At 71.4% G+C, this 23,389-nt stretch carries 23 protein-coding genes; 14 read left to right on the top strand and 9 right to left on the bottom strand.

Translation table 11 applies throughout. The annotated features are described in order from the left end of the window. The first annotated feature begins 54 nt into the window (after positions 1–54). Positions 55–924: a LysR family transcriptional regulator gene (locus AB0I79_RS32065; RefSeq protein WP_357880831.1), complete on the top strand. Its 870-nt coding sequence runs from the start codon at positions 55–57 to the stop codon at positions 922–924. On the opposite strand, the gene AB0I79_RS32060 is transcribed toward AB0I79_RS32065, so the two are convergent. Then, entirely contained in the window at positions 905–1,501 is a 597-nt protein-coding gene (locus AB0I79_RS32060; protein ID WP_357880828.1) for a TetR/AcrR family transcriptional regulator, read from the bottom strand. The genes AB0I79_RS32065 and AB0I79_RS32060 overlap by 20 nt on opposite strands. Before the next feature lie 80 nt (positions 1,502–1,581). Here AB0I79_RS32060 and AB0I79_RS32055 point away from each other — a divergent pair, with 80 nt between their 5' ends. Next, on the top strand, positions 1,582–2,535 hold the full coding sequence (locus AB0I79_RS32055; protein ID WP_357880826.1) for a zinc-binding dehydrogenase: 954 nt from the start codon (positions 1,582–1,584) through the stop codon (positions 2,533–2,535). On the opposite strand, the gene AB0I79_RS32050 is transcribed toward AB0I79_RS32055, so the two are convergent. Both AB0I79_RS32050 and AB0I79_RS32045 read right to left on the bottom strand, forming a co-directional pair. After that, complete coding sequence (locus tag AB0I79_RS32050) at positions 2,525–3,454, bottom strand: serine hydrolase domain-containing protein (RefSeq protein ID WP_357881154.1); 930 nt, start codon at positions 3,452–3,454, stop codon at positions 2,525–2,527. The two genes, AB0I79_RS32055 and AB0I79_RS32050, sit on opposite strands and share 11 nt — an antisense overlap. Before the next feature lie 91 nt (positions 3,455–3,545). Continuing rightward, positions 3,546–4,055 carry a flavoprotein gene (locus tag AB0I79_RS32045; RefSeq protein WP_357880824.1) on the bottom strand — a complete coding sequence of 170 codons (510 nt, stop codon included), beginning with the start codon at positions 4,053–4,055 and terminating at the stop codon, positions 3,546–3,548. 199 nt (positions 4,056–4,254) lie between these two features. Between AB0I79_RS32045 and AB0I79_RS32040 the strand changes: the two genes are divergently transcribed. The 5 genes from AB0I79_RS32040 to AB0I79_RS32020 all read left to right on the top strand — a co-directional run bounded on the left by AB0I79_RS32040 (position 4,255) and on the right by AB0I79_RS32020 (position 7,673). Continuing rightward, positions 4,255–4,809, top strand: coding sequence for an RNA polymerase sigma factor (locus AB0I79_RS32040; protein WP_357880821.1), 555 nt, complete (start codon positions 4,255–4,257; stop codon positions 4,807–4,809). Continuing rightward, positions 4,802–5,182 (top strand): hypothetical protein, encoded by a 381-nt coding sequence (locus AB0I79_RS32035; RefSeq protein WP_357880818.1) that lies wholly within the window; start codon positions 4,802–4,804, stop codon positions 5,180–5,182. The genes AB0I79_RS32040 and AB0I79_RS32035 overlap by 8 nt, the downstream gene beginning before the upstream one ends. 141 nt (positions 5,183–5,323) lie before the next feature. After that, entirely contained in the window at positions 5,324–6,304 is a 981-nt protein-coding gene (locus AB0I79_RS32030; protein WP_357880815.1) for a polyprenyl synthetase family protein, read from the top strand. A gap of 85 nt (positions 6,305–6,389) precedes the next feature. Next, positions 6,390–7,064 carry a hypothetical protein gene (locus AB0I79_RS32025; RefSeq protein WP_357880812.1) on the top strand — a complete coding sequence of 225 codons (675 nt, stop codon included), beginning with the start codon at positions 6,390–6,392 and terminating at the stop codon, positions 7,062–7,064. A 51-nt stretch (positions 7,065–7,115) separates the two neighbouring features. After that, positions 7,116–7,673, top strand: coding sequence for a hypothetical protein (locus tag AB0I79_RS32020; RefSeq protein WP_357880809.1), 558 nt, complete (start codon positions 7,116–7,118; stop codon positions 7,671–7,673). A 15-nt stretch (positions 7,674–7,688) separates the two neighbouring features. Here AB0I79_RS32020 and AB0I79_RS32015 read toward each other — a convergent pair whose 3' ends face one another. Then, the gene (locus tag AB0I79_RS32015) at positions 7,689–9,122 is read right to left on the bottom strand and encodes an MFS transporter (RefSeq protein WP_357880806.1); all 1,434 of its coding nucleotides are present in this window, start codon (positions 9,120–9,122) and stop codon (positions 7,689–7,691) included. A 48-nt stretch (positions 9,123–9,170) separates the two neighbouring features. Beyond that, complete coding sequence (locus AB0I79_RS32010; RefSeq protein ID WP_357880803.1) at positions 9,171–9,899, bottom strand: class I SAM-dependent methyltransferase; 729 nt, start codon at positions 9,897–9,899, stop codon at positions 9,171–9,173. A gap of 127 nt (positions 9,900–10,026) precedes the next feature. Here AB0I79_RS32010 and AB0I79_RS32005 point away from each other — a divergent pair, with 127 nt between their 5' ends. From AB0I79_RS32005 to AB0I79_RS31995, 3 genes are all read left to right on the top strand, one after another. Continuing rightward, complete coding sequence (locus AB0I79_RS32005) at positions 10,027–11,403, top strand: LCP family protein (protein WP_357880800.1); 1,377 nt, start codon at positions 10,027–10,029, stop codon at positions 11,401–11,403. 194 nt (positions 11,404–11,597) lie between these two features. After that, the gene (locus tag AB0I79_RS32000; protein ID WP_357880797.1) at positions 11,598–12,527 is read left to right on the top strand and encodes an ATP-binding protein; all 930 of its coding nucleotides are present in this window, start codon (positions 11,598–11,600) and stop codon (positions 12,525–12,527) included. 104 nt (positions 12,528–12,631) lie between these two features. Further along, positions 12,632–13,018, top strand: coding sequence for an SCO5389 family protein (locus AB0I79_RS31995; RefSeq protein ID WP_357880795.1), 387 nt, complete (start codon positions 12,632–12,634; stop codon positions 13,016–13,018). 73 nt (positions 13,019–13,091) lie between these two features. On the opposite strand, the gene AB0I79_RS31990 is transcribed toward AB0I79_RS31995, so the two are convergent. From AB0I79_RS31990 to AB0I79_RS31980, 3 genes are all read right to left on the bottom strand, one after another. Beyond that, the gene (locus AB0I79_RS31990) at positions 13,092–14,066 is read right to left on the bottom strand and encodes an LLM class flavin-dependent oxidoreductase (RefSeq protein ID WP_357880792.1); all 975 of its coding nucleotides are present in this window, start codon (positions 14,064–14,066) and stop codon (positions 13,092–13,094) included. A gap of 61 nt (positions 14,067–14,127) precedes the next feature. Continuing rightward, positions 14,128–14,799: a ribonuclease HII gene (locus AB0I79_RS31985; protein ID WP_357880789.1), complete on the bottom strand. Its 672-nt coding sequence runs from the start codon at positions 14,797–14,799 to the stop codon at positions 14,128–14,130. Positions 14,800–14,834: 35 nt separating this feature from the next. Then, positions 14,835–15,857 (bottom strand): LysR family transcriptional regulator, encoded by a 1,023-nt coding sequence (locus AB0I79_RS31980; RefSeq protein WP_357880786.1) that lies wholly within the window; start codon positions 15,855–15,857, stop codon positions 14,835–14,837. 79 nt (positions 15,858–15,936) lie between these two features. Between AB0I79_RS31980 and AB0I79_RS31975 the strand changes: the two genes are divergently transcribed. The 3 genes from AB0I79_RS31975 to AB0I79_RS31965 all read left to right on the top strand — a co-directional run bounded on the left by AB0I79_RS31975 (position 15,937) and on the right by AB0I79_RS31965 (position 21,273). After that, positions 15,937–17,211 carry a pyridoxal phosphate-dependent aminotransferase gene (locus AB0I79_RS31975; protein WP_357880783.1) on the top strand — a complete coding sequence of 425 codons (1,275 nt, stop codon included), beginning with the start codon at positions 15,937–15,939 and terminating at the stop codon, positions 17,209–17,211. Between the two features lie 153 nt (positions 17,212–17,364). Next, the gene (locus AB0I79_RS31970; protein WP_357880780.1) at positions 17,365–18,009 is read left to right on the top strand and encodes a GNAT family protein; all 645 of its coding nucleotides are present in this window, start codon (positions 17,365–17,367) and stop codon (positions 18,007–18,009) included. 258 nt (positions 18,010–18,267) lie between these two features. Then, on the top strand, positions 18,268–21,273 hold the full coding sequence (locus tag AB0I79_RS31965) for a BTAD domain-containing putative transcriptional regulator (protein ID WP_357880777.1): 3,006 nt from the start codon (positions 18,268–18,270) through the stop codon (positions 21,271–21,273). Between the two features lie 256 nt (positions 21,274–21,529). Here the strand turns inward: AB0I79_RS31965 and AB0I79_RS31960 are convergent, their stop codons facing one another. Then, positions 21,530–22,933, bottom strand: a complete 1,404-nt coding sequence (locus tag AB0I79_RS31960) for a class I SAM-dependent methyltransferase (RefSeq protein WP_357880774.1) — start codon at positions 22,931–22,933, stop codon at positions 21,530–21,532. Positions 22,934–23,085: 152 nt separating this feature from the next. Between AB0I79_RS31960 and AB0I79_RS31955 the strand changes: the two genes are divergently transcribed. Next, positions 23,086–23,388: a hypothetical protein gene (locus AB0I79_RS31955; RefSeq protein WP_357880771.1), complete on the top strand. Its 303-nt coding sequence runs from the start codon at positions 23,086–23,088 to the stop codon at positions 23,386–23,388. Position 23,389 lies beyond the last annotated feature (1 nt).

Below are 23,389 nucleotides of genomic sequence, written 5' to 3'. Positions count from 1 at the left end.
CGGCAACCCGTTAGCACCAGCACGGATTTCTACGGTTGAGCTTAAGCTGAGCTTATGCTCGATCCACGCAAGCTCCACCTCCTGCGCGAGCTCGCCAGGCGCGGCACGATCGCCGCGGTCGCCGAGGCGGTGACGTTCACGCCGTCGGCCGTCTCCCAGCAGCTCAGCGCGCTGGAACGGGAGGCGGGCGTGCCACTGCTCGAACGCACGGGGCGCACGGTCACGCTGACGCCCGCGGGGCAGCTCCTCGTCGAGCACGCGCAGGCCGTGCTGGAGCAGCTCGAACGCGCCTCGGCGGCGCTCGCCGCCGCGCGGGGCGGGCCGTCGGGGCCGCTGCGGATCGGCGCGTTCCCCACGGCGGCCCGCGTGCTGCTGCCGCCCGCCCTCGCCGGCCTGACCGGCGCCCACCCGGGGCTGGAGCCGATGGTGGCCGAGATCGACCCGGCGCACGTCTCGGCGGCGCTGCGCGCGGGAGAGCTGGACGTGGCGCTCGTGCACGAGTACGACTTCGTCCCGCCGGTCACCGACGCGTCGATCGAGACCGAGCCGATGTTCAGCGAGCCGATGTACCTCACGGACCGGCCCTCGATCGCCGCCGCCCGGGACGAGGCGTGGATCACCAACAAGCCCGGCACGCTCTGCCACACGATGGCGATCAGGGCCTGCCAGGCGGCCGGGTTCGAGCCGGTCGTACGGCACCACCTCGACGACTTCGACACCGTGCTCGCCTTCGCCGCGGCCGGCCAGGGGGTCGCGCTCGTCCCTCACCTGGCGGCGACCAGCCCACCGCCCGGCGTACGGCTCACCCGCCTGCCGCTGAGCCGCCGCACGCTGGCGGCGTTCAGGCGGGGGAACGGCGGCCACCCGGCGATCGTCGCGGCCGTGACAGCCTTCCGCTCAGCCGTCACCCACCTCCCGCTCTGAACAGCGCTCTGACCAGCTCGGCGAAGCTCGCCGCCAGCCGCTCGTGCTCCCCCGCCCGCAACTGGCTCGCGATCGGCTCCATGTGCAGGGTGCCGAGCAACATGTGGGCGATCTCCTCGGCGTCCACGTCGGGCCGCCCTCGGGCGATCAGCCCGGACACGTGCCGATGCCAGGACACGTAGATCGGGTTGCTCTCCCTGCGCTCCTCGGCGGCACCCTTCCTGGTGGCCATGGCGTGCTCGTGCGCCGCCATGAGGTTCCCGTTGCGCGCCCCCAGCTCGGCCACGCGGGCCAGGAACGCGACCAGCCGTTCCACCGGCTCCGCGCCGGGCCCGAGCGGCGGCGGCCCCTCGGCGACGGCCTGCTCCAGCTCGCGGGCCCGCTCGGCCATGAGCTCGCGCATGAGCCCGGTACGGCTGCCGAACCGGTGGAAGACCGTCCCCTTGCCGACGCCGGCGGCGGCCGCGACCCGCTCGACGGAGACCTGCTCGGGCGGGTGACGCCGCAGCAGTTCCTCGGCCGCCCGCAGGATGGCCTGCCTGTTACGGGCGGCGTCGGCCCGCTCTCGACGTTCCATCCGGCAATTCTTTCCCATGGACAACTTGACCACTGGTCCATATATTAAGTGGACCATCGGTCAACTTAATCGGAGCAACCATGCGCGCGATCGTCCTGACAGCCAGGGGAGAGCCGGACAAGCTGCAGCTCAGCGACCTCCCCCACCCCCGCCCCGAAGCCGGGCAGGTCCTGATCCGTGCCCGCGCCATCGGCGTCAGCTACGCCGAGACCCAGATCCGCGCGGGCACGCTCCCGTTCCCGCTCCCCCTGCCCGCCGTGATCGGCGCGGAGGTGACGGGCGAGGTCGTCGAGGTGGGCGAGGGCGTGGCCGAGAAGCTGATCGGCAGCATGCTGGTGGGGGTGACGGGCGGGCTCGGCGCGTACGCCGAGTACGTGCTGCTCCCGGCCGCCATGACCAGCCCGGTGCCGGACGGCCTGACCCCCGAGCAGGCCCTGGCGGGAGCCACCCCCGGCGCGCTGGCGCTCGCCCTGCTGCACAAGGCGGCCCTGACCGGCGGGGAAACGGTCCTGGTCGAGGCCGGCACCAGCTCGGTGGGGACCTACCTGGTGCGCCACGCCAAGGAGTTCGGCGCCGGGCACGTGATCGCCACGGCCGGATCCCCCGCCAAGCGCGACCGGGCCGCCGAGCTCGGCGCGGACACCGTGCTCGACCACAGCTCCCCCGGCTGGCCTGCCGCCCTGCCGGACGTGGACGTGGCCTTCGAAGCGATCGGCGGCGCGCCGGCCGGCCAGGTGCTCGGCCACCTCACCCCCGGCACCGGCCGCATGCTCTGCTACGGCCTGCTGAGCGGCGAGCAGCCCGCCGTCACCGCCGCCGACCTGATGACCCGTGGCGTGACCGTGACCGGCTGCAGCGCCCCCGCCTGGGCCGGGCAGGTCTTCGGCACGCACTACCCGGAGATGCTGGCCAGGCTGGCCTCGGGCCGGAGCGAGGCGTACCTCGCCCGCACGCTCCCCCTGGAGCGGGCCGCCGACGCCCACCGCCTCCTGGAGAGCCGGGCGGTGACGGGCCGCGTCCTGCTCACCCCCTGAGCACGGCGTCCAGCACGGCCTGGGAGCTGCCGATCCCCGTGTCGTACTCCCCGGCCGTCACCGCCACGACCAGCCCTTCCTCGGGCACCACCACGAGCCGCTGGCCGCCGTTCCCGATCCCCTCGGCCCGCCGCCCGCCGTCACCGAGGTACCACTGGTAGCCGTAACCGCCCCCGCCCTCCATCGCCACGCGGGGCCGTAGCATCTCCTCGATCCACTCGCCGGGCACGATGCCCCGGCCGCCGTCGAGCACGAGCTGCCCGACGGCGGCCAGGTCCACCGGCCGCAGCCGCAGCCCGGACGCCGCCCTCGTGACCCCGTCGCCCCCCTTGGACCACTCGTGGGCGGAGATGCCCAGCGGCGCGAACAGCTTGTCCGCCGCGTACTCCGCCAGCGACCGCCCGGCGCCCCGGGTGATGATCTCGCCGATCAGCGCCGTGGCGCCGCCGCAGTAGTGCCACCGCTTGCCCGCCTCCTCCACGACGGGCCGCTCCAGCACGTACCGGTGCCGGTCGGGGGCGAGCTCCATCGCGATCTCGCTGTTGGCCGGATCGGTGTAGGGAAGCTGCTCGTCCCACTCCAGCCCGAGAGTCATGGTCAGGGCGTGCTCGACGGTGAGATGCTCCCGCCCCGCGATCCCGTACTCGGGGAACTGCCGCACGAGCGAAGCACCCGGCTCCGGCACCAGCCCCTCTTCCAGCGCGATCCCGTACACGAGCGCCACCACGCTCTTGGACACGGACCTGAGGTCGTGCAGCGTGTCCCGGTCGAACTCCACGTGCCCGAGCGGCACGTTCATCGCGTGGTCGGCCCCGGCGCCGTACCGCTCCAGGACGACCTCCCCGCCACGCAGCACCACGACCCCGTGCACGTGCGGCGCCCCGCCCCCGCGCAGGACCTCATCGACCCGCTCCGCCATTCCCACGATGTACCTCCTCCAAAGTCGGCACATCCTGGCATAAGGCCTCACACGGTGTCAGACACAATCTCCCTCGACGGACTCAGGGACCTCATCGCCGCTTGGACGGTCTGACACCCAACTCCGCCAGCGCCCGCCCCCAGGGGTCGTCCCCCGGATCCAGCACCACGCGTACGCCGTCGGCACGCAGGTCCTCCAGGCTGCGGCGGTACGGCGTCCGGGCGGCCAGCGCGTCGTTGACGAACGGCAGCACGACCACCGGAATGCCCAGCCCCGGCGCCTCCGCCAGCACGCCCAGGGCGTAGGTGTCGGTGATGCCCTGGGCGAACTTGTTGATCGTGTTGAACGTGGCGGGCGCCACGATCATGGCGTCGGCCCTGGGCGGTTTCGGCTCGTGCGGCCTGCGGTAGCGGGTGCGTACGGGCCAGCCCGTCCGGCGCTCCAGCTCGGCCACGTCGATGAAGTCCAGCGCGGACGGGGTGGCCACGATCTGCACGATCCACCCCTCGTCCTGAGCCAGGGTGACGAGCCTGCCGACCTCGGCCGCCGTTTCCGCGGCGCTGACGACGACGTAGAGGACCTCGCCGGATGATTCGGTCACGCGATGCACTCCTCCGGGATAGTTCACTGAGATCAAGGATCCCCTCACGCGAATCCTCCGCGACGGCGGGCGCCTCTCATAAGTGCTGAATCGGAATACAGGGAGGTTGTCATGTCAGTTGCCGCCATCGTCGCCGTGGCCGTCGGGGCCGTGCTCGTCTGCGCCTGCGTCGTGGCGCTGCGCAGGAGGGGTCGTTCGCGTGGGTGAGTCCACCTGGCCGGGCGAGCGGCTGATCGTCGCGGCGCAGCGCGGCGACGTCGAGTCGATCTCCGCGCTGGTGTCCGGCTCCCACCCGCACGTACGGCGCTTCGCCCGCACGTTGTGCGCCACGCCCGAGGACGCGGAGGACGCCGCCCAGGAGGCGCTGATCATCCTGTACCGGAAGATCGGCACGTTGCGGGCGACGGGCGCGCTGGCGTCGTGGATGTTCCGCATCGTGCGCAACGAGTGCCTGCGCAGGGCCCGCCTGTCGCTGCGGCGGCCGCCCGAGCCCGGCGGCGAGACGCGGGCGATGTCGGCCGAGGACGAGGTCATGCGGCAGCTGGAGGCCGACAGGGTGGCGGCGGCCGTCGCCGCGCTCCCTGCCGACCAGCGGAACGTGCTGATCATGCGTGACGTCCAGGGGTTGAGCGGCCGGATGGTGGCCGGGGCGCTGGGCCTCAGCGTCCCGGCGATGAAGTCGCGGCTGCACCGCGCCCGCGCGGCGGTGCACCGCTCACTGGAGAGCGCGTCCGTGGGAGGCGGCGATGACTGACGTACTCAGGAAGGCGGAGATGGCCGACAGGCTGACGGAGGCGTCCCGCGCGGCGGCGATGGACGGCGACGTGACGGAGGCGTCGCGGCAGGCCAGGACGGCTGGTGGGCGGAGCTTCGGGAGCACGTCCCTGCCGCGGCACCTGCTGCGCGGCGCGGCCGGGTTCGGCGCGCTGATCGGCTCGGTCGCGCTGATCCCGGTGCTCGGCCTGGTGAGCCTGGCGCTCGCCCCGCTCGGCCTGCTCGCCCTGCGCGGCTGCCCCGCGTGCTGGGCGATCGGGCTGGTGCAGACCGTCTCGATGGGCCGCTTGCGACGGCAGTGCGCCGACGGCCGTTGCGAGCTCACCCGAGCGCCGGCTGCCCGCGCCCGCTGAAGGGGGCTCACCGGCGTCGTGCCGCCCGCACTCGCTGAAGGGCTCACGGGCGCGTACCGCCGCGCTCGCTGAAGGGCACGCTGAGAGGCCCCTCAGCGTTTCTCAGGCGTGGCTCAGGGGCCGGGACGCAGGCTGGGCACCATGGATCAACTACTGCGCAGCCCGGCCATCGCCGCCGGGCTGGCCAAGGTGGAAGCCAGGATCCGGCGGCTGAGCGGCTCCTCCGCGCTGCCCGCCATCAACGCCGGCGCCGGACGCGTCGTCTCGGCGGGCGGCAAGCGGCTGCGGCCCGCCATGACGCTGGCCACCTCCCTCGCGCTCGGCAAGACGCCCGACCGCCGCGTGATCACGGCCGCCGCCTGCGTCGAGCTCGTCCACGCGGGCTCGCTGGTGCACGACGACCTCATGGACCGGGCCACCGAACGCCGGGGCGCCAGGACGCTCAACGCCGAGCTGGGCGACGGCAAGGCGCTGGTGATCGGGGACTTCATGCTGGCCAGGGCCGGGCTGGCGGCGATCACCCACGTGTCGAGGCCGGTGGCGGAGGTGCTGGCGGCGGCCGTGGTGGAGCTGGCGGAGGGCCAGTACCTGGAGACGGCCGCCCTGTTCGACGCGGCGCGTACCCGGGAGAGCGCGCTGAGGTCCATCACCGGCAAGACGGCCGCGCTCTTCAGGGCCGGTTGCCTGGTGGCGGCGGTGTGCGCGCACGCGCCGGCCGAGGACAGGGCGCGGATGGCGACGTACGGGGAGAAGTTCGGGCTGATCTTCCAGGTGCTCGACGACCTGCTGGACCTGACCGCCACCAGCGAGCAGCTCGGCAAGCCGGCGGGGAACGACCTGCGGCAGGGCGTCTACAGCCTTCCCCTGCTCATGTCGGGGATCGAGCTGGGCGAGCTGCCGGGCCGGGGCATCACCGACGAGCAGGTGGCGGAGGTGCTGCGCAGGGTGCGGGCGAGCCGCATGACGGCCGACACGATCGCGTACTGCCGGGGCCTGGCCGCCGACGCGGTGGCCGCCCTGCCGGTGATCCACGACCGGGAGATGGCGGGCCTGCTGTACGGTCTGCCGTCGGCGTACATCGATCATGCGGAGAGCTTGACTCACCTGACTTCGGTGAGTTGAGATTTGTTGGAACAATTGGTAGGAATCTCGGCCCATTCCCGAAAAATGCGCTCATACTGGAGTCACAGCAACCAGGAGCGCGCTCATGCGAAAGATCTCCCATCGCATGGTCAAGGAGGACGACGACCTGGCGCCGAGCCAGTTCCTCCAGCTTGCAGCGGTGGACTTCAACGGTGTCTACGCGGTCCACCTCGCCGCGAAGGAGGAGCGGCTGAAGATGACCAGGCTCTCGCTGAGCCTGTTGTCGGGGCCGTTCTTCGCCGCCATCGCGCTGGCCAGCGCCAAGGTGGTCGACCCGCAGAGCCTCACCAGGTGGCAGGCCGTCCCTTGGTACCTGTTCGCCCTGGTCGTCGCGTTCGGCGTGCTGAGCGTGCTGCCGTACCTGCGCCTCATCGAGGCCGTCAACGCGCACGCCCGCACCGCCCGCGCGATCAACAACTTCCGGTTGCTGTACACCACGAAACTCAGGGACGACCTCGACTGGAGCCCGAACCTACCGGTCGATCCGCGCTTCCCCGAGACCTACGCACCGCTCGCCTGGCCGGGCGTCAACGTCATGGTGCTCGCCACGGTCAACTCGACCTACCTGACCGTCGGCGTCACCGGCCTCAGCGGCCAGGAGCCCAACCTGCTCCTGCTCATGACCGGCATCCTGCTCGTCGCGCTGGTGCACTACGGCGTCTACTACGTCCGCTGCAACGTCAGCAGACGGCGCCGGCTTCCTCGCAACCCGTACCGAATTTCCAATATGGAGGGATAAATGCCCGGCCCAGCAGAATGGGCGTCGTGTGGGGAGGCGTGGATCAGGTTGATGCGCCATGTATGGTCGGCGGGCACCCTCGCCGACGACGATCGGGGTCCGGTCATCGAGGCACCGTCCGTGCTGTTCGAGATCGCGCGGGTCAGCGGGGACGATCCGATCATCGCGCGGTACGGCGACACGGACCGGCTGGCGCTCTACCGCAGGAAGTTCAGCGAGCAGACGGTGGTGCCGCCGTTCAAGTACAGCTACGGGGCGAGGATAGGCGGCCAGCTCGGATGGGCGGCCGACCTGCTGCGGGCCAAGCCGTACAGCAAGAGCGCGTGGATCTCGCTGACCGCGCCCGGCGAGGGGTACGACTCGGTGCCGTGCCTGGTCGGGCTGGCGTTCCGGATCAGGGAGGGCGCGCTCGTCATGACTGCGGCCTTCCGCTCCCAGAACGCCTACACCAGTTACCTCAACTACCTGCCGCTCGCCGACCTGCACACGGCGATGGCCGCGAAACTGGAGGTGGAACGGGGACCGATGCGGGTGTTCGTGGACGTGCCGCACCTGTACCTGTCCGACAGCCCCCGGGTGTTCCCCGTGATGTGGCGTCCGCTGTCATGAGCCGCTGGGAGGCCATCACGTCGTGCTCGCCGTCGAGAGCGGCGCCGCGATGGCCTCCAGCCCCTTGCGCTCGGCCTTGACGCCGAGGAACAGCTCGACCAGCCCGGCGGCGATCATGATGATCGCGCCGATGCCGAACGCGAGCGCCGTGTCCCCCGGCACCCCGCTCTCCACCAGCGTGGAGAACACCAGCGGCCCCGCGATGCCGCCGGCCGCGGTACCGATCGCGAAGAAGAACGCGATGGCCATCGCCCTGGTCTCCATCGGGAAGATCTCGCTGACCGTCAGGTAGGCCGAGCTGGCCCCGGCCGAGGCCACGAACAGCACGACCGACCAGCACGCGGTCAGCGTGACCGCGGTGAGCATGCCCTCGTTGAACAGCCAGGCCGTGCCCAGCAGGAGCAGCCCGGACCCGATGTACGTGGCCGAGATCATGGGGATCCTGCCCACGGTGTCGAAGAGGTGGCCGAGCAGCAGGGGGCCGAGGAAGTTCCCGATCGCGATGACGGCGAAGTAGTAGCCCGTGTGCGTGTCGATCTGGAAGAACGTGGACAGGATCTGCGCGTACCCGAAGGTGATCGCGTTGTAGAGGAACGCCTGCCCGATGAAGAGCGAGAGCCCCAGCACCGTGCGCTTGGGGTAGAGGGCCACCATCGTGTGCGCGATCCGGACGAACCCGATCGACTTGCGCTGGTGAATGGTGATCGACTGCGCGGGCTCCGGCAGGTCGTCCCTGCCGATCTGGTCCTCGATGTCGTCCACCAGCCGCTCCGCCTCGCGCTCCCTGCCGTGGATGAACATCCAGCGCGGGCTCTCCGGCACGTGCCGCCGTACGAGGAGGATGGCCAGGCCCAGCACCACGCCGAGCCCGAACGCGACCCGCCAGCCGATGTTGACCGGCAGGTCGTTCAGCAGCGGCACGGTCAGCAGCGCGCCGCCTGCCGCGCCGAGCCAGTAGCTGCCGTTGATGATGATGTCGATGCGCCCCCGGTGCCGGCTCGGGATGAGCTCGTCGATGGCGGAGTTGATGGCCGCGTACTCGCCGCCGATCCCGAACCCGGTCATGAACCTGAACAGGAAGAACCACCACGCGCTGAACGAGAACGCGGTCAGCAGCGTCGCCACCAGGTACACGACCAGCGTGATGATGAACAGCTTCTTCCTGCCGAACCGGTCGGTCAGCCAGCCGAAGAACAGCGCCCCCGTGCAGGCGCCCGCCACGTAGAGCGCGGCGGCCGTGCCCGCGACCTGCGCCTGGGTGATGTCCAGGCCGCTGCCCGGCTTGGCGAGCTGAGCCGACAGGTTCCCGACGATGGTGACCTCGAGCCCGTCGAGGATCCAGACGGTGCCGAGCCCGATGACGATCATCCAGTGCCAGCGGGACCACGGCAGCCGGTCCAGCCGCGCGGGCACCTTGGTGGTGACGGTGCCGGTTTCCACGTCGCTCATAGGCTCCTCCGGATACCCGACGAACGCCCGGCAAACGCCTTCTACCGCCTACCCGGAGGGTTTCCTGGCCTCCACGAGGCAGGTGGCGGACCAGGGCCCGCCGTACCAGAACCGCCAGCCCGCGTCCCGCCGCCGCACGTCCACCACGCCGAGCCCGCGCAGCGTCTCCTCGTAGTCGGAGGTGTTCCGGAAGTCGGCGATCAGCATCAGCCCTCCCGGCCGCAGCACCCGGTGCGCCTCCCGCACGGCCTTCTCCCGACCCTCGGCGGTGTCGATGCCGTGCAGGGCCTGGCTCGACACCACCACGTCGAAGGCCTCGTCGCCGAACGGCAGGTCCCGCAGGTCGCCGGTGACCAGCTCCACCCGCTCCGAGACCCCTTCCGCCTCGGCGTTCGCCCTGGTCACCGGCTCGGCATCGGCTGAGCGGCCCCTGGTGCGCCACAGGTCGACGCCGGTCGCCCTGCCCTTCTCCAGCCGCTGGGCCGCGAGCAGCAGCACCGCTCCCCTGCCGCACCCCAGGTCGAGCAGCCGCTCGTCGCCGCGCAGCCGCTGGAGCTCCGCCGCCCAGACCGCGAACCTGCCGCGCCGCGTCGTGTAGAGGTGACTCGCCGCGCTGGCCAGCGTGTAGAGCGCGCCGAACAGGAACGCGAGACCGGCGGCGAAGATGTCGAGCGCGAACGAGGCCACCGCCAGGCCCGCCAGCACGATCGCGCCGAGGACCAGACCGGCGGGCGCCCAGGGCGCGTCGAACCCATAGTTACCGTGTCGCTTGCTCACATTCACGTCAAATCTCAAGGTGGTCTTGACGGGTATTTGACCGAAGCATTCCCTTACGCACCGCCTATCACGCACATCACCTGACTAGGGTCACTTGGATGGGCACACAATGGGGGTTTGACCAGGGATGACGGGAGAAGATCGACGTTTCGGCCTGGGTGCGAGCATCGCACTCACGCTGGCCTCAGCCCTGCTGTGGGGGGTCGCGCACCTGGCCGCGGAGCGCCGCAAGAGCGGCCTGGCGCTCATGGCCGCCTACGTGGTGATGCTGGCCGCCGTGCTGACCGTCTTCACCGCGTTCAGCACCCACCTCCTGTCGCTGGCCGTCCAGCCCCGCTGGCTCATCTGGCTCACGGTCGCGCTGGTGACGATCGCGCTCCTGTGGACCGGCGTGATCATCTGGTCGTTCCTGCTGGTGCGCCCCGCCCGCTCCGACACCGTCGGCCGCTTCCTGAGCACCACGCTGGCCATCGCGCTGTGCGCGCTCGTCCTGGCGCCCACGGCGTACGCGACGCGGCTGGCGTACCTGTCGCGTGACGTCGTCAACACCCTGTTCTCGCCCAGCAACACCGCCGCCCCCGTGCTGTCCCAGGACCCGTGGAACGGGGCGGAGCGGGTGAACTTCCTGCTCCTCGGCGGCGACTCCGCGCCGAGCCGGCCGGGCGTGCGTACCGACAGCATGACCGTGGCCAGCGTGGACGTGCACACGGGCGCCGCCGTCCTGTTCGGCCTGCCGCGCAACCTCCAGCAGGTGCAGCTCCCCGAGGGCCCGGCCAGGCAGGCCTTCCCGTACGGCTTCACCGGCGGCGGCCCCGACACCCCCGGCCTGCTCAACGAGGTCTTCCAGTACGCCGAGGACCACCCGGAGATGGTGCCCGGCGCGGCGAAGGGCCAGCGCGGCCCCACCCTGCTCAAGCAGACCATCTCCGACATCCTCGGCATCCCCGTGAACTACTACGCCATGGTCGACATGAAGGGCTTCGCGGAGATCATCGACGCCATGGGCGGCGTGCAGGTCACCATCAAGGACCCCATCGTGTACGGCCGCCACCGCGAGGGCCTCCTCCCCGCCGGCACCCGCAAGCTGTCCGGCCAGGAAGCCCTCTGGTACGGCCGCTCGCGCACCGACAGCGACGACTACGTGCGCATGGGCCGCCAGAAGTGCCTGCTCAACGCCGTGGCCAAGCAGGCGGACCCGATCACCGTGCTCAACAGCTTCGAACGCCTCGCCGCCGCCACCAAGCGCGCCATCTCCACAGACCTCCCCCAGGACCTGCTGCCCGCGGTCGTGGACCTGTCCCAGAAGGTCAAGAGCGCCAGGATCCGCAGCCTCAACTTCGTCCCGCCGCTCGTCAACACCGCCGACCCGGACTGGTACCTGATCCGCCGCAAGGTCTCCGACGCCCTGGAGGACCACGCCTCCACCACGACCGCCCCGGCCCACACCCCGTCCACCAGCCCCGGCGCCGAGTCCCCGGTCAACCTGGACGCCATCTGCGCCTGACGCGGAGCAGCCCGCCCTTCACCACGCACCCCTCCGCCCTCCGGCGGAACTCCGCCACAGGACGGGCACCGCCGGCCTCTTCCCCCAGCCGCTCACGAGACGCGCTCCGAAACAGCCCCCGGCCGAACGCGGGCTGTGGCATGATGGTGACCGTCCCGAACGGAAACGATTTTCATCCTCATCTGGAGCAGACAGTGAGAGTGGCGTTCGTCGGAAAGGGCGGCAGCGGCAAGACGACGATGTCGGCCCTGTTCGCCAGGCACGTGGCAGCCCAGGGCGCCCCGGTGGTGGCCATGGACGCCGACATCAACCAGCACCTGGCCCTGGTGCTCGGCCTGGACAGGCAGCCGGAGCCCCTCGGCGCCCACCTCACCGAGATCAAGGACCGCCTGCGCGGCACCAACCCCCGCATCCCGTCGGCCGAGGTCATGGTCAAGACGACCCCGCCCGGCCGCGGCTCCACGCTCCTGCGCTTCGAGGACCTGGCCACCGACCCGTACGGCCTGACCACCCCCGACGGCCTGCGCCTGCTCGCCACGGGCCCCTTCAGCGAGGACGACCTGGGCGTCGCCTGCTACCACTCGAAGGTCGGCGCGGTGGAACTGCTGCTCAACCACCTGATCGACGGCCCCGGCGAGTACGTCGTGGTGGACATGACCGCCGGTGCCGACTCCTTCGCCTCCGGCCTGTTCACCCGCTTCGACCTGACGTTCCTGGTGGCCGAGCCCACCAGGCAGGGCATCAGCGTCTACCAGCAGTACCGCGAGTACGCCGCCCGGTACGACGTGGCCCTGGCGGTGATCGGCAACAAGGTGCACGGCCAGTCCGACGTCGACTTCCTGCGCGAGCACGTGGGCGACGACCTGCTCACCTGGATGGAGCACTCGGCGGCCGTCCGCGCCATGGAGCAGGGCCGCCACTTCACGCTCGACGACCTGGAGCCGGCCAACTCCGACGCGCTGGCGCTGCTCCGCAAGACCCTCGACGAGCAGGAGAAGGACTGGGCCCGCTTCGGCCGCCAGACCGTGGAGTTCCACCTGCGCAACGCCCGCGCCTGGGCCAACGAGCGCACCGGCGCCGACCTGGCGGACCAGGTGGACCCCGACTTCGTCTACGGGCCCTGACCCTGACCCGGCCGTCAAGAACACACGACTGTCCCCGCAAGGATTCTGGAGCGCCTACCTCCGGGGACCTAGCGTCAATGTGAACCCCTTCGAGAGGAGACAGCATGTCGCTGACCGTTCCGAACGATCTGCTCGACCAGGCCAGAGCCGGTGAGGTGGACGACGCGGCGTTCCTCGCCTGCGTCCGCGACTCGCTGCCCTACGCGTGGTCGCTGATCAGCGAGCTGGTCAAGCAGCGTGAGCACAGCGGGGCCGAGTTCGCCGACAACCAGGTGCCGCCGCCGTCCGAGGAGGCCCGCGGCCAGCTCCTGCGCTGCCTGGCGAGCGACTCCATGCGTGGCGCGCTGGAGCGCCACTACGGTGTGCGCCTGGCCTTCCAGAACTGCCACCGGGTGGCCGTCTTCGACCCGACGGCGACGAAGGCGCTGGCCGACTTCGTCACCCCGCGCGCTCAGATCCTCAACCAGAAGCCGGAGCTCGTCGACTGCTGAGCCCCCGTCCGGTGAGCCGGGCACGAGCCCGGCTCACCCCGGGAAGGCTCAGCGCAGCAGCACCTCCGGAAGCTCAGCGCAGCAGCGGGAGCACCTCGGCGCCGAACCGCCTGATGTTCGCCAGCGTCCGCTCGTGCTCCCCCAGCCCCTCCACGAGCAGGACGAAGTGCTCGATCCCGGTGTTCTCCGCGGTACGCAGCAACGTCTCGGCACAGTGCGCGGCGGACCCCACCGGATGGATCTTCGTCAACAGATCCACATATTCACCGACATCCCGTACCTTGCGCGGCCGATCGTCCACCGGCACGTACCCGGCCAGCCCGGGCCCGAGCCAGGCAGGCATCGCCGCCTTCAGATCGCGCACCGCCTCCTGCGTCGAGTCGGCCACGTACGCCAGCCCCGCCGCCACGTGCCCGGCTCCGCCCCCGCCCCCGTACCGCTTGACCAGGGCGGCCTTGTCCTCGTCCCCGATGTGCAGCCCCAGCAGCATGGGCAGCCCGCGCGCGGCGGCCAGCTCCACGGTCCCCTCGGAGGTGCACGCGACCACCGGGCGCATCCGCGCCGGCGGCACCATCGCCACCTCCCTGAACCGGAAGAAATCGCCGTCAGCGGCCACGGACCCGCCGCCTGACAGGGCGTCCACCAGCAGGTCGAGCGATTCGGCGAAGCCGCGCTCGTACCGCTCCAGCCCGGTCCCGAACACCTCCAGGTCCACCCACGGCCCGCCCCTGCCCACGCCGAGCGTGAACCGCCCGCCGGACAGGTGGTGCAACATGGCGGCCTGCTCGGCCAGCGCCATGGGGTGCTGCGTGGACAGCACGCTCACGGCCGTGCCGAGCCCGATGCGCGTGGTCCTGCCGATCGCGACCGCGGCCAGCGTCGCGGGCGACGGGCACACCCCGTACGGCATGAAGTGGTGCTCGGCGATCCACGCGTCGTCGAACCCGGCCTCCTCGGCCGCGACGATCCACTCGACGGCGTTCGCGAGCACCCGCCCAGGCTCCTGCCCGGGGAACAACCCGGCGACGACAAAGATCCCGATCCGCATTCCCCGAATGATGGCCGATCACCGGCAGGATCGCGGCCGTCATGCGCAAACCTTGACCGGGCTAGGCGAAGAGACTTTCCTGCCCCTCACCCGCCAGCGGATCACGGTGATGCTTGAGATGCCGCCACTGGGGCAGCTCGTCAAGGTATGACCATGAAAGCCGATGATGCGGGGTCGGCCCCAGCCGGGCGAGGGCCTCCTGGTGCACGGGCGACGGGTAGCCGGCGTTCTCCGCGAAGCCGTACTCCTCGCAGCCGATCGTCGCCATGTACGCATCGCGCCGCACCTTGGCCAGCACGGAGGCGGCGGCCACGGAGATGCTCGCCGCGTCACCCTTGACCTCCAGCCGCACCGGCCACGGCGCGCCGATGTAGTCGTGCTTGCCGTCGAGGATCACCGCGTCGGGGCGGGCGGGGAGCGACTCCAGCGCCCTGCGCGCGGCCCTGCGCAGCGCCTCGGTCATGCCGAGGGTGTCGATCTCCTGGTGAGTGGCCTCGCCGTAGCCGATGCCGGCCGCCCACGCGGCCAGCTCCAGGGCCAGGGGCCCGCGCTTGGCCTCGGAGACCTGCTTGGAGTCGGTCAGCCCGGCCGGCGGCTCGGTCAGGTCGGTGACGACCGCGCAGACCGTGACGGGCCCGGCCCACGCGCCGCGGCCCACCTCGTCGACACCCGCGACCGTGCGGATGCTGGGCTGGGAGAGCAGGAGCTGCTCGATGTCGTACGTCGGCGCCATAGGCGCAGACGCTATCGCGTTCGTTCCTGGAGGGTTCACTCCCCGAAGGAGCGGCCCACCACGTCGCTCGCGGAGCGCACCGGATGGCGCAGCAGTTCCTCGCCGGCCGGCCCGCTGTCCCGGGTCCGCTCGGCGGGACGGACGGGGTCCAGATCGGCCGCCAGGTAACGCGCGGCCACGTGGATGGCCCGCAGCGTCACCGACACCGACGGCCGGTGCACGCTGGACCCGCGCGCCACGGCGTGCACGTCCCGCCCGACGGGGTTGCCGGGGAACTGCCGCACGGCCAGGCCGCGCACCCCCGCGGCCAGGGCGAGCGCGGGCACGGCGGCGATGCCGATGCCCTTGGCGACCAGCGAGAGGATGGTTCCCAGACCTTCGAACTCCCACGGCGTCGGCCGGGTGCCGCCCACGTCCACCAGCAGGCGGTCCACCGCCAGCCGCGAGGGCTCGCCGTCGGGCGTGGCCATCCACGGCTCGTCGCGCAGCTCGCGCAGGTCGAGTGGCACCTCGGGGTCGGCCAGGCGGTGCTTGCGCGGCACCACCAGCACGAGGGGGTCGCGCAGCAGCGGGAAGACCCGCAGGGTCTCGCTGTCGCGCACGCCGCCGTACCAGTCGTCCACGAGCGCGATGTCGACCTCGCCGGACTGCACCTCGCGCATGCCGCGCCCGGACCTGCTCTGGCCCAGCCGGAGGGTCAGCTCGGTGTGGCGGCGCAGCGAGCGGGCGAGCGCCGGCGCGAACGCCACCGCCGCCGTCGGGAAGGCGGTCACCACGACGCGTCCCGCGGGCTTGCCCGCGTGCGCGGACAGGTCGGACTCCGCCTCCTCCACCATCGAAAGGATGCGCTCGGCATGCAGGACCAGCCGCCGGCCCGCGTCGGTCAGCTCGGCGCTGCGCGCCGTCCTGTCGATGAGGGCCGTGCCGGTCTCGCGTTCGAGCGCGGCCAGTTGCTGGGAGACCGCGGACGGACTGTAACCGAGCGATTCGGCCGCCGCCGCGATACTTCCCTTCCTGGCGAACTCGCAGATCAGGACCAAACGCCGCAATTCGAGCATCAGACTTCCTTATGCCTACCCACAAAAAGCCTCGCTTGTGCTGATGCCTTCATCCAACCACCCTGGGAACGTGACAAACATGACCGTTACCTTGTCCGCCACTCTGGCGGCGAATGAGGACATCGAACGAAGACGACGCGCCGGGGAACGTGTGCTGCACCTGGCCTTCGGTGAGGCCGGTCTGCCCGTCCACCCGGCGCTGCGCGACAGGCTGGCCGCCGCCTCCGAGTGCAACGGCTACGGGCCGGTCGCGGGGGCGTCCGGGCTCCGGGCCGCGGCGGCGGGCTACTGGACACGACGGGGGCTCGTCACCGACCCCGAGCTGGTCGTCAGCGGACCGGGCAGCAAGTCACTGCTGTACGGCCTGCTCCTGGCGATCGGCGGAGACATCGTCCTGCCCATGCCCAGCTGGGTCAGCTACGCCGCGCAGGCCGATCTGGTCGGCTCCCGCCCCCTCCTGGTGCCCGCACCACCAGGAGAAGGCGGCGTGCCCGATCCGGACCTGGTGACCGCCGAGGTCGTCCGGGCCAGAGCGCAGGGCAGGACGGTCAGCTCGATCCTGGTGACGCTGCCCGACAACCCGACGGGACGGCTGGCCCCGCCCGCCACCGTCGCCCGCCTCGTGCGGGTGGCCAGGGAGCTCGACCTGACGATCATCTCCGACGAGATCTACCGGGACCTCGTGCACGACCCGGCCCTGCCGTACACCTCGCCGGCCGATCTGGCGCCCGAGCGCACGATCATCACCACCGGGCTGAGCAAGAGCCTGGCGCTGGGCGGCTGGCGGATCGGCGTGGCCAGGCTCCCGGAGAACGGTCACCTGCTGCGTACCCGCCTGCTCGCCGTGGCCAGCGAGATCTGGTCGGCGCCCGCGGCGCCCGTGCAGGAGGCCGCCGCCTACGCCTTCGGCGACCCGTCCGAGCTGACCGAGCGCATCGCCCGCAGCCGCCGGCTGCACGGCCTGGTCGCGCGGGCGGTGTACGAGAGGTTCGCCGAGGCCGGGGCGGACGTCCCGGAGCCCCAGGGCGGCTTCTACCTCTATCCCGACCTCGGTCACCTGAGGCTCGGCGGCTCCGCCGAGCTCACCAAGCTCCTGCTGGAGGAGCACGGCATCGGCGTCCTGCCGGGGCACGCCTTCGGCGACGACCCCTCGGCCGCCCGGGTGCGCGTCGCGGTGAGCCTGCTCTACGGCGACTCCGCGCAGGAGCGCCTGGCCGCTCTGAACAGCCCCGATCCGCTCCGGCTGCCGTGGATCGCCGACAATCTCGACTTCCTCTCGGAGGGTCTGCGAGAACTGTCGCCGAGCCGCCGCGGCGCGCTGCCGAAGCCACGTCCCGCCCTGTGCGGCGGCTAGGGTCACGGTTAGGCGAATCTTTCCCCAAGAGCGGGTTTACCATCCCCCAAAAGGGGCCTTTGACCTGCGGAAACTCTGCCGGGAGAAAACCGGCGGAAAGTTGGTTCGCACGGCCTGGTTACGTGCACGTCAGGCAACCCCCATCATGTGCTCATGCCCGCTCTTGTCACCTTGTCCGGGCGCCTCGTGCGCCTGGAGCCTCTCAGCCTCGCGGCGGTCGATGACCTGGTCGCCGCGGCGAGTGAAGACCGCTCCACCTACACCTTCACTCGCGTCCCGAACGGCCGGGACGAGGTGGTCTCCTACGTGAAGGCCGCCATGGCTGAGCAGGCGGAGGGCCGCACGTTGCCCTTCGCCATCCGGTGGCTGAACACCGACCGCGTGGTCGGTGCCACCCGTCTCATGCACCTGGAGTACTGGCAGGGCCCCATGCCCTGGCCTCCGGGTACACGCGGTGCGGTGGGTGACGTTCCGTCCGTGGCCGACATCGGTTACACCTGGCTGGGCGCCGGCGCCCAGGGCACGGGTGTCAACCGGGAGAGCAAGTTCCTCCTGCTGTCGCACGCCTTCGAGACGTGGAACGTCCACCGCATCACCTTGAAGGCAGACGTACGCAACACCAGATCCCGGGCCGCCATCGAGGCACTCGGCGCACACTTCGACGGGGTGCGGCGAGCGGATAGCCGAGGCGCCGACAACACGGTCCGAGATACCGCGTTCTACTCGATCCTGAACTCCGAATGGCCGCTCGTACGCGAGCGGCTGCTCATGAGGCTCGGACTGGTCGAGGCAGCCTGAAAACCGTTCACCGACGGCCCCGCCCGACATCGGAGGGCGGGGCCGGTATTTTTTCCCGCCTGCACGGCCTCTACATGACACACGCCCCCGCGGTGCGAATCACGTGTGGCTCCGGCCACCAGCATCCGGGGACGGGCTCAAAACCCTATTAACGGCGGATCAACGCGCAGATGAACGATCTGCCTGGATCTAGGGGACGAGCAGTGATGGATCTATCATTTGGTAACAAATCGTTCCATTGGCTTGGAGACAGACGGCATGGCTGGTCAGAGCGTTGAGAGCGGGCTGCGGTTCGCCGTGCTCGGTCCTGTCCGCGCGTGGCGTGATGGCCAGGAACTCGACCTGGGCACCCCGCTGCAGCGCTCCATCCTCGGCATGCTGCTCCTGCGGGAAGGCCACGCGGTCACCCCCAACGAGATGATCGACGCGGTGTGGGGCGAGGAGGCCCCACCGCGGGCCCTGGGCGCGCTGCGCACGTACGTCTCCAGGCTGCGCACCGTGCTCGAACCGGACAGGCCCGCCCGCTCCCGCCCCGAGCTGCTCACCTCGATCGGCCGCGGCTACGCGCTGCGCCTGCCGGAGGACTCCCTCGACCTGACCCGCTTCGAGCGCGGCATCCAGCAGGCCGAGGCCGCCCGCAAAGCCGGCAAGCCGGCCGAGTGCGCGCGCACCCTGCGGGCCGCGCTGGCGTTGTTCGAGGGCGAGCCGCTGGCCGGCACCGTCGGCCCCTACTCCGAGCACCAGCGCGACCGCCTGGTCGAGCGGCGCATCAGCGTCGTCGAGACACTCATGGACGTCGACCTGGAGCTCGGCAACCACGCCAAGATCGTGTCCGAGCTGATCGCGCTCACCGCCGACCACCCGCTGCGCGAGCGGCTGCGCGCCCAGCTCATGCTGGCCCTGTACCGCTGCGGCCGGCAGGGCGACGCGCTCAACGTCTTCACCGAGACCCGCGAGGCGCTCATCGACGAGCTGGGCATCGAGCCCGGCCCCGAGCTGTCCGCGCTGCACCAGCGCATCCTCGCCGCCGACCCGACGCTCGCCGCCGCGGAAGTGCCCTACGAGGAGGAGCCCGCGGGCGAGGAGGAGCAGCAGCCGGCGCTGGAGCTGCCGCGCCCGGCCCAGCTCCCGGCCGCCGTCAGCGACTTCACCGGCCGCAAGGAGATCGCGGTACGCCTGCGCACGCTCCTGTCGGCCCAGCCGGCGGCCGAGGGCGTGCCCATCGCCGCGATCTCCGGCATCGGCGGCGTCGGCAAGACCACCCTGGCCGTGCACGTGGCGCACCTGGTGGACGACGTCTTCCCCGACGGCCAGCTCTACACCGACCTGCGCGGCTACACCGACCAGGCCCTCGCGCCCGAGTCGGCGCTGGGCGGCTTCCTGCGCGCTCTCGGCGTGCCGCCCGACGTCATCCCCGACGCCCCGGCGGAGCGCTCCGCGCTCTACCGCTCCATCCTGGCCGAGCGCCGCATCCTCGTGCTGCTGGACAACGCCCGCGACGCCGAGCAGGTCAGCCCGCTGCTGCCGGGCACGCCCGGGTGCGCCGCCATCGTCACCAGCCGGGTCAAGCTGGCCGACCTGCCGTCGGCCAAGCTCGTGGACCTCGACGTGATGGAGCCGGACGAGGCGCTGTCGCTGTTCTCCTCCGTCGCCGGCGCCGAGCGGGTCGCCGCCGAGCACGGCGCGGCCATGGACGTGGTGGCCGCGTGCGGGTTCCTGCCGCTGGCGGTGCGGATCGTGGCCTCCCGGCTCGCCGCCCGGCCCTCCTGGACGGTCGCCTCGCTGGTGCCCAGGCTGGCCGACGAGCAGCGCCGCCTCGACGAGCTGCGGGTGGGCAACCTGGCTGTGGAGGCCACGTTCGCGCTCGGGTACGGGCAGCTCACCCCCACCCAGGCGCGCGCCTTCCGCCTGCTGTCGCTGCCCAACGGGCCGGACATCTCCGTCGGGGCCGCCTCGGCCGTGCTGTCGATGAGCGCGTTCGAGGCCGAGGAGGTGCTGGAGTCGCTGGTGGACGCCAGCCTGCTGGAGGCGCCCGCGCCCGGCCGCTACCGCTTCCACGACCTGCTCAAGCTGTTCGCCCGCCGGGCGCTGGACAGGGGCGAGCGGCCCCAGGCCCGTACGATGGCGCTGCGCCGGCTGCTCGGCTTCTACCTGGCCTCGGCCCAGTCGGCGCACACCCTGGCCTACGAGGGCAGCATGATCCCCGCCAACCTCGTGGTCGTCGGCAGCGGGCTCACCTTCACGAGCGTGGACGAGGCCGTGGCCTGGCTGATCTCCGAGGGCGACTCGCTCTTCGCGGCCATCGACCAGGCCGCCGCGACGGCCCGTACCGCCGAGCAGTTGCTGCCCGCCGCGGACCTGCTGGTGGCGATGGAGCCGCTGCTGGAGGCGGGCACCCACACGCGCGAGTTCGACCACAGCACCAGGGCCGTGCTGGCCACCGCGCAGCGCAACGCCGACCAGGGCAGCGAGCTGCGTGCCCGCTACGTGCTGGGCCGGGTGCTGTTCGCCGACAACCGGCTCAAGGACGCCGAGCAGCACTTCAGGATCGTGCACGAGCTGTCGCGCGCCCGCCAGGAGAAGATCGTCACCGGCGAGGTGCTGAACGCCCTGGCCGTCGTCGTCGGCCGCCAGCGCCGCCACACCGAGGCGCTGTCGCTGTTCGAGGCCGCCATGCGGTGGTACCGCGAGAACGGCGTGCCGGCCGGCGAGGCGCTGGTCCTCAGCTACTCGGCCCGCGACCACCTCGGCCTGGGGCGCGCCGAGGACGCGATCGCGGCGGCGGAGAAGGGCCTGGCCATCTTCACCGAGATCGGCAGCGGCGCCGGCACCGCCCGCGCCCGCTACCATCTCGGCATCGTCCTGAGCAGGGTGGGCCGCCTCACCGAGGCCGTGCACCACCACGCCGAGTGCCTGGCCTTCTTCCGCGCCAGCAAGCAGCGCGTCTGGGAGCAGCGGGTGTGCTCCCGGCTGGCCGAGACGTTCATCGCCGCCGAGCGGTATCCCGACGCGGTCCGCCACGCCGAGCAGGCGCTGGTGGTCGCCCGCGAGATCGGCCACCCGTACGGCGAGGCGCTCTCGCTCACCGTGCTGGGCAAGGCGCTGCGCGGTCTCGGCAGCACGACGAGAAGCCTGGACTGTCTACGGCAGGCCTTCGACATCTTCTCCAGGCTCGGCGCTCCCGAGGCCGGGGATCTCAAGGTCCTGCTCGACAGCCTCTCCACTCCCGAACCCGCCGGCGATGGGCCCGTCGTCGAGTCCTGAGTACAGCTCGTCGTCCAGACGTGTCATCCACACATGGTTGATCAAGGCTGTCCCTAGGAAATCGGATGTGTTCAGCCCGGCCGGCCATCCTGCCGTCACGCGTCGCTAGGGGGCCCGGTTATCCGGATGCTCCGCGCAACGGCTAGCCGCCTCACTCCGGACGACCGGCCGGACCTGACACGGCCCTCGAACCCCCCAGGTCCGTGTCCAGGCCCCCAGCATCCAACACCGGGGTTGACGTCCGATCAACACCCGATCAAAGGAGGAAGTAACCCTCCGCGATCAAGGGCCTGACCGCGTCGGAGTCGGGGATCTCGCCGTCTCCGACCAGCTCGGCGATCACGTTGAGCAGCGGCCCGAGCGCCAGCTCGCCGTCGCACACGCCGGCCAGCGCGGCCTCCACCGTGCCGACCTCCCTGCTGCGCCGCAGCCCCTGCGTCTGGCGCAGGACGATGCGGATCGGGTCCTCCGCGCCCGGCAGGCCGATGCGCTCGTCGAGCAGCCCGTCGGCGGTGCGCAGCAGCGCGGCGTCCAGCCCCTGCGCCCGGTGCGCGGCGGCGATGGCGTCGATCACGGAGTCGACGTAGTCGCCGACCGGCAGCGCGACCTGGTGGGCGAGGTGCTCGACGCGCACGACCGGGTCGAGCGTGCCGGAGTTGCGCATCGTGATCCAGCCGAACCCGATGCCCTCGATCCGCCGCTCGTCGAACCAGCCCAGCCACCGGTCGTAGTGCTCGGTGTACGCGCTCGTGCCCTGCTCGGCCGCGTCCTTGAGCCACAGCTCGACGTACTCGGCCGGGTCCTGCACGTCGCGCTGCACCACCCAGGCGTCGCAGCCGGTCTCGCCCAGCCAGCCGCCGACCCGGTCGTGCCAGTCCTCGCCCTCGACGTGCAGCCAGTTGGCCAGGAAGTGCGCCTGGCCGCCGGGGTTGAGGTGGCGGGGCGTGCGGCGGACGAGGTCGCGGCAGAAGTCGTCGCCCTCGCGGCCCGACTCCCGGTAGGTCAGCTTGCCCGCGCGGGCCGGCGCGATGACGAACGGCGGGTTGCTCACGACCAGGTCGAACAGCTCCCCCTCGACCGGCTCGAACATCGAGCCCGCGCGCGCGTCCACCTCGCCCACCCCCGACAGCTCCCAGCTCAGCCGGGCCAGCTCCAGGGCGCGCGGGTTGAGGTCGGTGGCCACGATCCGCTCGGCCCGCCCCGCCAGGTGCAGCACCTGCACGCCGCACCCGGTGCCCAGGTCGAGGGCGCGCCCCACCGGGCGGCGGGTGACGAGCTGGGCCAGGTTGGCCGAGGCGCCACCGGCCCCCACCACGTGGTCGGGCCGCAGCGCGGGGTCGCCGGGCCGCACCTTCCTGTCGGAGACCAGGTAGCCGCCGGTCTCCCACGGCTGGAGGTGCACGGTGGCGGAGACCTGGTCGCCGTCGGCCTCGACCAGCCCCGATTCGAGCACCTCCGGCGGCACGGACTTGGCCGGGACGGGGACGCCGAGCCACCACAGCCTGATCAGCGTGCCCAGCGGGTCGCCGCCGGCGGTCGCGCGCAGGGCCGGCACCAGCTCCTCGCGGGCCAGCGCCGAGGCCGCCATGCTGCCCAGGCGTTCGCGCACGCCGTCGATCGTGTATCCGGTGTCGAGGAGGTGATGGCGCAGTCGTTCCACAGGAGCATCCTTTCACCGCCGGCTCACGAGCATGATCTGATACCGACAGTGCTCATACTGTTACTTAAACACCCAAGCATTCTGCAAGCGACGGACAAGTGACGCGCGGTATCTCTATGCGTACCGAAACGTCGTCCCGAGGAGCGGACCTCATGCTGATCCCCTGCTTGGCCTGCGAGTCCCGATTCAGGCCGGACGAGTACTTCAGCGCCTGCTCCGACTACAACCGCAGCCTGGACCTGGTCTCGTGGACGTGCCCGCGCTGCGGCAACCGTGATGATCTTCGGGTGCTGCCGGGTGAGCTGGGGTTCGGCTATCCGCATCGGGGCAGGTTCGACGTGCACGACAGGGTGCGCGTGCCTGGGTTGCGCAGGCAGCGTGGTGACCTGCGGCTGGACATCTCGCTCGACCGCGCGAGCTGGCACGTTCCCACACGCCTGCGCCAGCTGGCCTGAT

It is taken from the genome of Nonomuraea sp. NPDC050202 (genome assembly GCF_040656115.1).
In the GTDB taxonomy this organism is placed as follows: domain Bacteria; phylum Actinomycetota; class Actinomycetes; order Streptosporangiales; family Streptosporangiaceae; genus Nonomuraea.
This window is presented reverse-complemented; position numbering and strand designations above follow the sequence as displayed.

Bases quoted from the DNA above. Each gene is read 5' to 3' on its own strand.
- AB0I79_RS32060 (WP_357880828.1), bottom strand. From the start codon at position 1,501: ATGGAACGTCGAGAGCGGGCCGACGCCGCCCGTAACAGGCAGGCCATC.
- AB0I79_RS31980 (WP_357880786.1), bottom strand. From the start codon at position 15,857: ATGCTCGAATTGCGGCGTTTGGTCCTGATCTGCGAGTTCGCCAGGAAG.
- AB0I79_RS32050 (WP_357881154.1), bottom strand. From the start codon at position 3,454: ATGGCGGAGCGGGTCGATGAGGTCCTGCGCGGGGGCGGGGCGCCGCAC.
- AB0I79_RS32015 (WP_357880806.1), bottom strand. From the start codon at position 9,122: ATGAGCGACGTGGAAACCGGCACCGTCACCACCAAGGTGCCCGCGCGG.
- AB0I79_RS32025 (WP_357880812.1), top strand. From the start codon at position 6,390: ATGCGAAAGATCTCCCATCGCATGGTCAAGGAGGACGACGACCTGGCG.
- AB0I79_RS32035 (WP_357880818.1), top strand. From the start codon at position 4,802: ATGACTGACGTACTCAGGAAGGCGGAGATGGCCGACAGGCTGACGGAG.
- AB0I79_RS32055 (WP_357880826.1), top strand. From the start codon at position 1,582: ATGCGCGCGATCGTCCTGACAGCCAGGGGAGAGCCGGACAAGCTGCAG.
- AB0I79_RS32020 (WP_357880809.1), top strand. From the start codon at position 7,116: ATGCGCCATGTATGGTCGGCGGGCACCCTCGCCGACGACGATCGGGGT.
- AB0I79_RS31975 (WP_357880783.1), top strand. From the start codon at position 15,937: ATGACCGTTACCTTGTCCGCCACTCTGGCGGCGAATGAGGACATCGAA.
- AB0I79_RS31995 (WP_357880795.1), top strand. From the start codon at position 12,632: ATGTCGCTGACCGTTCCGAACGATCTGCTCGACCAGGCCAGAGCCGGT.
- AB0I79_RS31970 (WP_357880780.1), top strand. From the start codon at position 17,365: ATGCCCGCTCTTGTCACCTTGTCCGGGCGCCTCGTGCGCCTGGAGCCT.
- AB0I79_RS31990 (WP_357880792.1), bottom strand. From the start codon at position 14,066: ATGCGGATCGGGATCTTTGTCGTCGCCGGGTTGTTCCCCGGGCAGGAG.
- AB0I79_RS32065 (WP_357880831.1), top strand. From the start codon at position 55: ATGCTCGATCCACGCAAGCTCCACCTCCTGCGCGAGCTCGCCAGGCGC.
- AB0I79_RS32005 (WP_357880800.1), top strand. From the start codon at position 10,027: ATGACGGGAGAAGATCGACGTTTCGGCCTGGGTGCGAGCATCGCACTC.
- AB0I79_RS31985 (WP_357880789.1), bottom strand. From the start codon at position 14,799: ATGGCGCCGACGTACGACATCGAGCAGCTCCTGCTCTCCCAGCCCAGC.
- AB0I79_RS32030 (WP_357880815.1), top strand. From the start codon at position 5,324: ATGGATCAACTACTGCGCAGCCCGGCCATCGCCGCCGGGCTGGCCAAG.
- AB0I79_RS31955 (WP_357880771.1), top strand. From the start codon at position 23,086: ATGCTGATCCCCTGCTTGGCCTGCGAGTCCCGATTCAGGCCGGACGAG.
- AB0I79_RS31965 (WP_357880777.1), top strand. From the start codon at position 18,268: ATGGCTGGTCAGAGCGTTGAGAGCGGGCTGCGGTTCGCCGTGCTCGGT.